Genomic DNA, 10,435 nt, shown 5'->3' with positions numbered 1-10,435 from the left:
ACGTTGCCACGCTGGCGAGGCAAGCAGTGTTCAATCTGTCGATATTGGGCTTCGGTGATTTCCATCACCGAAGCATACAACTAAATCAAATTAGTGTGAACAGGCCCTAGGGATAGCCGGAGGCCCCTTAGCACGCAGCGCGCGCCGAGCCTTCCACCATCCAGACCAGGATGATTCCAACAGTCATTCGAGTCATGCGCTATCTTCGCCCGCATGCCGGTCGTCTCAACTCTTCCCTCACAGAGACCGGTCTCCCTCGGTTGCTGCCGTTTTTAGCCGACCAACCGAGCGGTCACCCCAACAGCCGTTCAATGGAGCGGCTGGATACACGTCGGGCGCCTTTGTGGTCGGCCGACAGGTGACGATGAAGTATATCTTCGGGCAGTCAGACCGGCCGCTTGATTCTTTCTATCTGCAGCGCAGATGGATGAGAACGAAGTATCAGCGACTCGGCATCATGGCGATTAAGAGCTGCAATACGTGCTTGTAGTGAAGCGTGTCCAGCACCACTTAGACGTGGCTACCGGCCCCTATCGAGCGTGGTGCACCAGCACTCTGGGAGGAGTCCACCAAGCTCATCCAAGAGGATTTCCGCAAGCCGAATGAGGTAGCGGTGAGCGGCGACGTCTCCGCCACAAGCCGCCATTCCAGTTGTCGCGCATTCGCTACTCTACTTACAAATTAGCGCGAAAGGTTCGAACCAAACTGACGATAACAACGTCAGGAACGCACAGTTCCTTGTCAACTTTGGGGCAGGCTTCCATCCCGCGAAGCCTGCCTTCTTTTGCGAGTCGGTGCTGTTTGCGGGCTCGACATGACCGTCCAGCTTCAAATGGCTGCGTGTCGCTGGAAGGATGTCTGCCAAGGCAGTTTCGTCCTGGTTTCACTCCGCGACGAAGGGCGAGAGAGCGGTCATGGCTACCCCTATTGCGGGATGGTTCGGCAACGCGGGAGATTTGACAATCAAGGCTTCTCGGTAAGGCGGACCACGAACTGCTTCCGAGCCCAAGAATAACAACCACGGGAGAGGGTCCATGAGCGCAATGCCTGCCGCACGTGTCCGCAGTCTTCAGGCCGGCACCAGTGGCGTCGTCGCTGTCTTTCTGTGTCTTGTCTCGTTTTCCGCTTCGGTGTACGCCCATGGCGGAGGCCTAGACGCCAATGGCTGCCACACCAATCGAAAGACGGGTGACTACCACTGTCACCGCGGGAGTGGGAGCGCGAATCTCGTCCCTCCCGATGCTTCTCGCACACCTCCAAGCCGAGCGACGAATGCCTTGGCTGCACCTCGCACGACGGGGTCTGGGCTAACGTGCTACACGGGGCCTCGCGGAGGTACGTACACGATTACAGCGAGCGGCCGCAAAAACTATGGTGGCTGCTAGCCCGACCGCCAAGTTACGCAATCCTGAAATGGTCGGCAGACTGGCCAGCATTCACCGCGCGCTGAAGCCATTCGGGTCGGTCGCCCTGGCCATCCCAAGTATGGCCTTGTGCGTCTCTGAAGCGAATGGGATGGGCTTGGCGACTGGTGGTCGGACTGGTTGCGACGAAGCATCCGGCGGCAACCAGGTCATCTTCTGCAATGCCGTGCTTGGCCATCTGGGACCTCACCCAAAGAATCGCAGCAGCGCGCTCCCGTAGTTGTTGCGTATCCGAGAGACGTTCAAGGAGGGGAGAATTGGGGGCGTCGAAACTGAGCATCATTAGGTTTCGCTCTCGTTGGCGTTGGAGACAGGCGTCACCGTCCACTGCTTCCAGTGTATTCTAACCCCATCCATATGCGCTGGGAGAAGGCTATGGTCTACCCCGTTGCTACGTAAAATACTCAGAAAGCGGCCGCTTCAATCCCAAACGGTGATGTCAATTGGATAGTTCTCTCTTCTATAAAGTCCTGCAGAGTCATTTTCGTGAGTTGCCTGGTCGAATCACTGAAGCAACTCCCTCTGCTTTCAACTCAGTGTTTGATTCCACGGAGGCGGGAAAGCAGGGCAACATTGTTTACCTCTACCGTACCGAGCGCGCGTTTCCACGGATTAGCGGGAAGACAGACATTCTTTATATCGGCCAAACGAAGCAGACTTTTCGAGCCAGGTATGCGAGATATGCAGAACTGCTCGCAACTTCACCGACAAACGGACCGAAGTACAAGGCAATTATTGCAGGGCACGGTCCCATTCGTATTGAGATTTGCCATTTTGGCGTCTTTGGCTCGACGTTAAAAGACGCCGAGGCACAACTTCTCTGGTGGTATTTCCAGTGTCATTGCGAATTTCCGCCTGTTAATAGGAGTGGCGCTCGCTCCCGGACAGGTGAATGTACCGGAACCTTGGTTCTTGATGATTACATGAAGGAGATGCCAATTGTCTGAACGCGAACCAGGAAAGCATGCCGCTGTACTTTCCGCGCTGGCGGAAGCATGGGAACATAATCCTCGGCTACGACTCTGTCAACTATTGGTGAATGTAATTGCGCCGGAGACCCCATGCCCCGAGGTCTTTTACATCGAAGATAGTCAGCTATTGGAGAAGTTAAAGTTTTTCGGCACGAGAGCATCCGAATCTGGGCACTCGCGCTTGTGAGTTTGGGTATCGCCGGCAACTCGGCGCTCGAGGACCTGAGGTCGAAACTGCTGCGAGAGCTTGGCGTGTGATGCTCCGCGGTTGGCATGTGGGGGTGCTGCGTTTCTAATTCCAGTCTGCTTCAGTAAGGGCTTCCACCGCGACGACCACGTCCTCCTCCATCTCGTACACCTTCCGACAGGGGCTGCGGTCGACTGTGGGGATGCTGCTATCTCCTCTGACGACGTTGGGGATGTTGACTGCTACTGCTGTACACAGTCCACTACAAAGTACCTATCGCTTTGGATTCCACTTTGGCTTCGGCTGCCGTTCTCCGAAGAAGCCTGCCCAATGAGCCATCTGGCTGCCAGACAGGTGACTCGTCAGCGAAGGCTTGGACCATCCCTTCATGTCCCTACTTTGCTCACGTAGACAGGCGCGGTCAACATTCATGTCCGGCCCCGTGAGGTCGCGCTCCGTCGACCGGAACCCCTCGGCCAAATTCGCCATCGTCGTAAGTGGGAAAATCAGAGTTGTTCTAGACTGAATAAACGGCTCTCTTCAAAGTTTCGAACGCAAACTCCAGATTCTCCTTCGTCGGCGGTTCTTTACGCAACCACCTTACTTCAAAGCCGAGATACGTCGCCCAGTGAACGCCCTGAGTGAACTCTTTCCACTTATCGTTTTTCGCAGCTAGCTCGACGTACTGATTTACGAGTAGATACTGATGTGCCCCAGCACAGTACTGGGCGCGTTCGTACGCATCCTGTATGAATTGGAAGGCTTCTGCGTATTTTCGTTCGCGGTAGTAGTAGGTACTTCGTTGCCAGGGAACCATCCATGGAAGTGCTTCCGTGAGCCCACGATTCTCGAGGCGGACACGATAGACCTCAATGCCAGAAATGCTGAGGTCACGGGACTTTCTCACGGCGAAGCCTTCCAGCAGGAGTTCTCCGAATCCGTCAGGGATGGAGTGTTGAGGAGCAAAAGCCTCTGAACGTTCAAATTGGAGCGCCGCGAGTCGTCCGAAGGCTCGACTCGCCTCGATAGCTTCGTCGACTGTGATACGGCCGCTTGCCACGGCTTGGCTCAGCAGGTCTTGCCTTGCGGCAAACTTGTACCAATAGTCGGTGACAACAACGAACCAGACCTTATCCCACTCCCCTGGCGGAACTTGCTCGCGAGCGATGAGTTGATGAACGAGCTCTCGAATTATTTTGGTATTGTCAGCAATGCTCTCAGCGAGCAAGCAATAGCGGTCGCAGAATTCTTGCAGCGTCTGATTTCCGAAGTGCTTCTGCACGAGCGTCGAGATGTAAGTCGCGGTCCGCGACAGAAATAGCGCGGTGCGGACGCTTACTTTCTGTGTTTCGGGAAGCGATGGCAACCCTTGCTTGGCTCGAAATCTGTCCAGCGCTTCGAACGACTCGTCGAAATTCTTAAGCAGTGACGACCAAGATGGAAGATTGCGACCTGCGAGCCAATTTTTCGCACTTTCCAAGTTCTTACCTAGAAGCGCCATATCGGTGTCGTCCGGGCAATGGAAACGTTGGATTGAGGTTCCGGCGAGTTCGTATGCCCAGCGCATGACTCGTTCGAGGGGCCACTGCCAGTTATCGCCATCGCGCTTAGGCAAGTACCAGAACGCATCTGCTGGGACAAGCAGCCCATCCTCCGCGACGTTGTACCGTTGGAGTTGCTTGGCGACGGAAATCGCCAATCTTGGGGCGGCGCTCTCCAGCAAAAACCATTTGGCCGTCTCGGACTTTGTGAGGTAGGTACCTTCGGTCTTCAGGGCATGCCGATAGGTGTCGAACAAGTCAAAGAATACATCGCCGAACGCCCAGAACTCGCGCGGTGGCAGCACACCCGCGATAAGATAGCTAAACGTCACGAGAAGCTTGCCGAGATTCGGGTCGAGTTGACCGACCTCATTGGCTAGGCGTCTCAGTGCCGTCTGCGTGGATTTCTTTCTAGCTTCGTCAAAGCTCTCGTCTCGCTCATACTTCCTGGGCAAAACCCCGGACGCGTCGAAGACGAACTGCAGCACTTCACCTTGGGTGGGAAAGCCAACAACCTTCATGGTGCGGACCTGTGTTAGAAAGCAGGAGCCCCGCTGAGGCGGGGCGCTTGGAGATTACTTGTTCGTCTGGTTCGGATTCAACTGCTTTCCCCGGTTTCCCTGCACCTTCGCATTTGTGGGGTTCGTTCCGCTTGTTCCCTTATTCTTGTTAAGCGCATCCGCGCGGTGGTCAGCTTGCTGTTTGGTCAGTGTCTTCATGTTGAGCTCCCGAGTAGTGAAAGGAGTTGTCATGCTAGGTAATCGCTCGAACTGGGGCCAGGTGAAAATTGGCGACGAAGTTTTGTGCTAGCAAGCGAGGACACGACTCAAGAAACCGGCCTGAAAAGCTGCCGGTGCTTCGTCAATAGCTAAGGCGTGGAAGGAGCGACTCCGCGCGAACTGCCTCAGAGAGGATTCTCAACTCCTACCGGCTCCGCTCGGTACACTGACCAGAAGTAGTGCGAATGTCGATGGTGACGGGCGCGCTTCTTCTCTGCGAAGAAGCGAACTCTTCCTGAAGGTTCTGCATCCATCTCGATTTCTTGATGGCACTCCGGCGCTGATGCCGCGGGCGGGAGGAGACTCAGGGCGGCCGAAACATACTGCCCAGGAATACGCCCCAGGATGCCGTTTGCCCCGAAGACTGGAGACTCGTCGGCGCTGTCTCCCCGAAGATGACACTTCGAAGCCAGCTGGCTGTTGCTCATGATGTTATTCCTCCATCCCGTGGCGCGGCCCAGGCCCCGTAGCGAACCTATTGTCGCTGCTCTCCTCAACGCGGCCGCAGTGCATGACGTGAATGAGCTCATGTCCTACCCTCGGCCAGGGCCGACCCATACACCTTGCTTGTCGCGCTGAATGAGCGGCAGATGCCCGTACGCCCGCAACCGGACCAAGTCTTGCCGCGTCGACGCAGGCGCAACCAGGCCGGTCAGTGCGGCCGACTCAACTCCGAACGAACCGCACGACGGGCAGGTGTACCTGAACCCGCGTAGCTGGGACGACCGTATCCGCTCCGCGGCAGCGCCGCATAACGGGCAATTTGCTGGTTCGGGGTGCATGGTTTCAAACCTGACACTGTATGGATATACAGTATAGCCGAGCTTTGGCCGAAGGGAAGGCCCGTAGAAACCTAGCGAACCCTCTTCGAGTCGACTAGCCCAAGCTGCACTTCGTCGGCATCGGCGAAAGCAAGGCCTGCCGCCCTCTACAAGGCTTTTGGTGGGCGACCGTCATCCTCGACGCAGGGTGGGACGCTATTCGTTTGAACGGCGTTACCTGCCAGGTGGCGGCTCTAGGCCAGAGATGGCAAGTCGGGTAGCGCTTGAAAGGCGAGGTTGGCGGCCGCCATCTTCCTTTCCGCATCCGCCTTTGCCAGGTCCAGCACCTTGTAGGCAACCCGCGCGTTATTCAACGTGCGATTGATGGTTCCGGGGTCGCCGGACTGCTTCGCGGTGCTGTAAAGGTCGTACGCCGCCTTCGCGTCATCGTAGGCCTTGTTGTAGACGTCATTTGCCGACTTTGCAGCCGTCGCGGCCGCTGTATAGGTGTCGGTACGCGTGTCCTGCGAAAGGGAATACAAGACCTTGGCGCTGAGCTGGTTGCTCAGGTCGGTTTCCTTATCTTTGGCAACCTTCCCAAGTGCCATGGCAACTTCATTGGGCTTGCGCGTTTCGATGAGCTGTGCAGTGACATTGACAGGATAGAAAGCTACACCACCAGTTGGTGCAGTTGTGGCCTGTGGCACGGCCAGCCAGCCAGTACCTTTGGAGGCTACCATTTGGCGCGTGAGTTCACCCTCGCTCAAGGCCGGCAAGACCAGGTGATAGGTTGCGAATGGGCCACTACCCGGCGACGCGTACTGGATAGTCAACGAGAGGTCATGCAACCTCGACTGAAAGATATTGCTTGAATGCAAGAACTTGGGGTAGTAGGCCGTAAGGGGAACGAGGCGCCAGCCTGTCTTGCTCTGGGGTTGTCGAACCTCTGCCTCGTAGTAGAAAAGCAAGGGGGAGTCTGCTCCGGTGAAATCTACGACCGCGGCCTTATTCTTTGCATTGAACTGCACGAGGGTTGAGACTGCTTCGGGGCTTGCGACTTTGATAGCCGTGCCGTCTACTTCTGTTTGAACGCGTCCAGTGGAGTCACGACGTGGTGTGTGGAATTCGTCTGCGACTGCGACCCATACACATTGAGCTTCCGGTGCGAACACAATTTGTTGGCCATCGCTGATAAAAAGTGCTTCGGCTGGATAGGTATCCTGAACATTGACGCTCTTTTCTGTTGTCAGATAGTCGTTGAGCTTGTCGATGAGGGACTTTGCTGCCTCAGCGGCGAGGCTTGCTGCAATGCCCGCAACAATGGGCGCAATCCTAGGGGATGCCACCCCGCCACTATGGGCTGAGGGGCATTCTCCTGAAAGGCCAACACGCAGTTGAGGCTGTGCATGCGCCCAGCCAGCTCCACCTAAGGCGGCCGAAAGTGCCACCACCTTCAGCAGAGTCGTCTTTTTACGCCTCATTTTTTCCATCCTTTTTTTGAGCACTACATTTGGCTGACTTTGCCGACTAGCTCTCGGACTATAGGATGGGCCATAGGGTACGACAACCCACGTTTCGGGGGAGAAACGCATGAACGGGTGCACTCAGACGAGCATCAACAAGTTACATCAAGTAGCCGTTTTAGCTTCAGTGGATTTGACTGGCAAGCGCTCGCGAATGAGAAGGTTTGGCGTTCAAAGCGATGCGAGTGACTTCAGCTCTTCCAGAATGAAGCGCCTTGATGCGGCGATGCACTCTTTGGAATATCGTCCATTGCTATCAAAACGCACTCGTTGAAACGGTGGACTACAAGTTGGATATGACTTGCCTAGTCAAGATGATTTGACGTATAACCGTTCAATTGGCATTCCAATTGGACATCGACCGAAGGAAAAATATGGCAACCTACAAGCAACTGATGGCGCAGAAGGAAGCTCTTGAGTCGCAGCTCGCAGAGGTACGCGCAAACGAACTAGCTGGCGTCATCGAGAAAATCCGCGGACTGATGGTCGACTATGGTCTTACGCCTGAAGACATCGAAGGGAAGCGCCGCCGCGGCCGTCCCGCTGGAAGCAGCTCGGGTAAGGCGACGGCAGCCAAGGAACCGTTGCCGCCGAAGTATCGCGACCCCAAGACTGGCAAGACCTGGTCCGGTCGCGGTCGAGCACCGTCGTGGCTTGGGAAAAATCCGAACCGATTCTTGATTGCCGAGGAGTGAGCACTTCAGTTCACTGGACTCAAGTTCTTTCCACCCCTGCCACTTGAGGCAGGGGTTTGTCATTGAAGAGCACAAGTCACCCCTTCGGTAGATTTGCCTTCGGGCTGCAGGCATTGGCGGCGCGCAACGGGACAAAGGTGAGGCAATGAGTCTTTGATTCACTACCAGATTGCAGCCCCTCATCGATGAAGATGGGCGCGAGACCGACCAATAGCAAGCGAGGCAGCGAGCTGCGTAGCGTCATTGAGCCACGAGTCTACTCATAGTTCTCGGTGTAGGACCTGACGTGGCCAAGGCCACTGTGTTGATAGGCCCTCAGCGTCCCCCGTTGCAAGAATCGGACGTATTCCTCTGTTACGTCGACAGTCTCCCGCAAATAGGGGTCGAAAGCAGTGTAAATCGCAACGACCTCAACGGTTAGATATCTTGGACCGGGCTTTCCGGTCAAAGTAAAGGCGTTGCCATGGGCCGTTATGCCTGTCCGTGTCGCTGCATTGAACCTGACAATTCCGGGAGTAACCCGACATCGGCAATCGCCTAGAAGCGTGCCGATGAAATGGCGCTCACCGCGGTAAGTTTCGAGTACACGCCAGTCTGCCAACTGCTGCTCGCATAGCGGTTCCCTGCATGGACTGCTCCATTTTGCCGGCATCATGGCACTCCATTGGGCGCGACGTGAACCGCGTTCGCCGGCGGCGAATATTCGTTGGTGACATCTTTCGCCAGGGTGACACCGTTGACCCTCTTCCAGAGGTGCCAGACGTACTCGGCGTCATCGGTGAAGCCAGGGCAGCCCGAAAGAATGTATCGCCGTCCGCTTACGGTGGTCCCCACGCCCTCGTCGGCGTCAAAGCTCACGATGGCAGAACTCACGCGTCCCGAACTGCTTTCCAAGCAATAGCCGACAAAATGGCGCTCCTGATGCTCTGTCTCAAATACTCTCCAACGAAGGAGCGTTATGCCTGGCTGGCTATCAACTGATGCTACTGACCAAATCGGCATAGATATGCCTCGTTGTGAGGTGCAGGGAAATCAAGCCGTCTGCGCCGCCATTCACGTTCCAGCCTTGCGCTACTGAAGACAATAATTCCCCGCCCACGGCGAGGAGCCGTAGAGCGAAAATTCGTAGTCGTTATGACGAACCTCTACCCGCCTACTCATCGGCGAGGCGAGCCAAGGTGCAAATCGCGTGAGTGCCGCCGCGATAGCGAAAGTCCATGCAACGTGGGGGAGGCCGCTACCGAGATGTAGTTCTGCTTCTTTTGGTAACGGGATGGCGTCGTGAGGACGCATGACCAGTGTAGGCTGTATTGCTGTGGAAGCAAGGTGTTCCGGTCCACCTTGCCCAAGACGTGTACCTCAATCGAGGTGGGTGGCTCGGTCGAAGGTTCATCTTGTGCGCGCTTGGCTGGGCACGACCTCCGCTTATTCACCGGAAGGCAAGGTCATCGCTTGCATCGTTACGCGGATGAAAATTTGAACACCACATAGACCTTCCATCTGCCCGAATGCCGCGAACAACCGCCTGGTGCATGCCGCCGCGCCAGGCTAGGTCGACCTATTCCACAGACACGCTCAGCTTCGAAGCCCCGTGGCTTCCATCAACGCTGCCTCGGTGTTGCATGGAGCGGCGTCGAACCAGTCTGCAGAGGTCCGGCTTCGCCGAGAAACGGAGGCCGGAGGCGGGCGTCTGACACAAATTAGTCCTTGCATTCCTCGTAGGCCGAGGTAAATTTGTATTGCGCGTAGTTCTACGCGCAAAGTCGACCAAGAGGTACTTTACGATGTTTTTATCGATGCGTTGCTACTAACGGCGGCGGCCTCAATGTCACTTTGGTCAACGAAACGGCACAAGTCGCCCAATGGAGCGACTAGGGCAAGCTGCAGAAGCAGAGTGAATGGAACGTCGCCATCTGTCAGATACGTTGTCAGTGTGTGATGTTCGATTGAAACCCCTCGTCTCCTGAGGTGGATAGAGAGGTCATCGATGCGCACCCCATGGATTCCGATTTCATGGAGAAGGATATGAACTGCAGCGTCCTTTGCCGGCATATCAGACTCGACGAATTGCTTCCACTGGGGCGGGTACTCTGCGTTCACTGCCCTTAGCGTCGCGATGAAGAAGTCAAGACGAAAGCTTCCTCTTTGGATTTTGCTTTCCACGCTTCTGAGGGACTCGGGGATACCCATGTTGGATAGCTTGGTGGCCAAGTCCTGATAAGCAACCCCTTTTCGTGCAAGAAGGCCGCGGGCAGTCCTTGCCGCCAGCTGTGTCCATGCCGTGTAGGTATGCCTCAAGCGGTTTGCCCCTTGCATAGCTAGCTGCACCCGTCAACCTTGTGAGGGGTGCGCAGCGTAGGTTCGATTCGAAAAAGCAAAAAAAGAGAGCCGTCAGGCAGAGTCGCCCCTTCCTTCAACGGCATGGCACATTCATTTTAGCCTTATTAGGGCCTGTTCACACTAATTTGATTTAGTTGTATGCTTCGGTGATGGAAATCACCGAAGCCCAATATCGACAGATTGAACACTGCTTGCCTCGCCAGCGTGGCAACGT

9 protein-coding genes are annotated in these 10,435 nt (G+C 55.8%); 3 read left to right on the top strand and 6 right to left on the bottom strand.

Annotation, left to right across the window (positions count from 1 at the left end; translation table 11 throughout):
* Positions 1–1,034: 1,034 nt before the first annotated feature.
* Entirely contained in the window at positions 1,035–1,385 is a 351-nt protein-coding gene (locus KHO41_RS42055; RefSeq protein ID WP_407065406.1) for a YHYH domain-containing protein, read from the top strand.
* A gap of 13 nt (positions 1,386–1,398) precedes the next feature.
* Here the strand turns inward: KHO41_RS42055 and KHO41_RS40280 are convergent, their stop codons facing one another.
* Complete coding sequence (locus KHO41_RS40280) at positions 1,399–1,707, bottom strand: H-NS histone family protein (RefSeq protein WP_376990036.1); 309 nt, start codon at positions 1,705–1,707, stop codon at positions 1,399–1,401.
* 160 nt (positions 1,708–1,867) lie between these two features.
* On the opposite strand from KHO41_RS40280, the gene KHO41_RS40275 reads away from it, so the two are divergent.
* The gene (locus KHO41_RS40275; RefSeq protein ID WP_211958770.1) at positions 1,868–2,371 is read left to right on the top strand and encodes a hypothetical protein; all 504 of its coding nucleotides are present in this window, start codon (positions 1,868–1,870) and stop codon (positions 2,369–2,371) included.
* 728 nt (positions 2,372–3,099) lie between these two features.
* Here the strand turns inward: KHO41_RS40275 and KHO41_RS40270 are convergent.
* The 3 genes from KHO41_RS40270 to KHO41_RS40260 all read right to left on the bottom strand — a co-directional run bounded on the left by KHO41_RS40270 (position 3,100) and on the right by KHO41_RS40260 (position 7,144).
* Positions 3,100–4,644, bottom strand: a complete 1,545-nt coding sequence (locus tag KHO41_RS40270; protein ID WP_211958769.1) for a hypothetical protein — start codon at positions 4,642–4,644, stop codon at positions 3,100–3,102.
* A 54-nt stretch (positions 4,645–4,698) separates the two neighbouring features.
* A complete protein-coding gene (locus tag KHO41_RS40265; protein ID WP_211958768.1) occupies positions 4,699–4,842 on the bottom strand; it encodes a hypothetical protein in 144 nt (47 codons plus the stop codon).
* A 1,075-nt stretch (positions 4,843–5,917) separates the two neighbouring features.
* Positions 5,918–7,144, bottom strand: a complete 1,227-nt coding sequence (locus tag KHO41_RS40260) for a hypothetical protein (RefSeq protein WP_211958767.1) — start codon at positions 7,142–7,144, stop codon at positions 5,918–5,920.
* Between the two features lie 416 nt (positions 7,145–7,560).
* On the opposite strand from KHO41_RS40260, the gene KHO41_RS40255 reads away from it, so the two are divergent.
* A complete protein-coding gene (locus KHO41_RS40255) occupies positions 7,561–7,881 on the top strand; it encodes an H-NS histone family protein (RefSeq protein WP_211958766.1) in 321 nt (106 codons plus the stop codon).
* A 651-nt stretch (positions 7,882–8,532) separates the two neighbouring features.
* On the opposite strand, the gene KHO41_RS41545 is transcribed toward KHO41_RS40255, so the two are convergent.
* Together KHO41_RS41545 and KHO41_RS40245 are read right to left on the bottom strand one after the other, a co-directional pair.
* On the bottom strand, positions 8,533–8,754 hold the full coding sequence (locus KHO41_RS41545) for a hypothetical protein (RefSeq protein WP_244874268.1): 222 nt from the start codon (positions 8,752–8,754) through the stop codon (positions 8,533–8,535).
* Between the two features lie 906 nt (positions 8,755–9,660).
* The gene (locus KHO41_RS40245) at positions 9,661–10,179 is read right to left on the bottom strand and encodes a DUF6471 domain-containing protein (protein ID WP_244874267.1); all 519 of its coding nucleotides are present in this window, start codon (positions 10,177–10,179) and stop codon (positions 9,661–9,663) included.
* Between the last annotated feature and the right edge of the window lie 256 nt (positions 10,180–10,435).

The sequence above is a fragment of the Cupriavidus numazuensis genome (genome assembly GCF_905397435.1).
In the GTDB taxonomy this organism is placed as follows: domain Bacteria; phylum Pseudomonadota; class Gammaproteobacteria; order Burkholderiales; family Burkholderiaceae; genus Cupriavidus; species Cupriavidus numazuensis.
This window is presented reverse-complemented; position numbering and strand designations above follow the sequence as displayed.

What these genes read in the sequence shown, in the direction of transcription:
- KHO41_RS42055 (WP_407065406.1), top strand. Translation starts at nt 1,035, where the DNA reads ATGAGCGCAATGCCTGCCGCACGTGTCCGCAGTCTTCAGGCCGGCACC.
- KHO41_RS40280 (WP_376990036.1), bottom strand. Translation starts at nt 1,707, where the DNA reads ATGATGCTCAGTTTCGACGCCCCCAATTCTCCCCTCCTTGAACGTCTC.
- KHO41_RS40270 (WP_211958769.1), bottom strand. Translation starts at nt 4,644, where the DNA reads ATGAAGGTTGTTGGCTTTCCCACCCAAGGTGAAGTGCTGCAGTTCGTC.
- KHO41_RS40265 (WP_211958768.1), bottom strand. Translation starts at nt 4,842, where the DNA reads ATGAAGACACTGACCAAACAGCAAGCTGACCACCGCGCGGATGCGCTT.
- KHO41_RS40260 (WP_211958767.1), bottom strand. Translation starts at nt 7,144, where the DNA reads ATGAGGCGTAAAAAGACGACTCTGCTGAAGGTGGTGGCACTTTCGGCC.
- KHO41_RS40255 (WP_211958766.1), top strand. Translation starts at nt 7,561, where the DNA reads ATGGCAACCTACAAGCAACTGATGGCGCAGAAGGAAGCTCTTGAGTCG.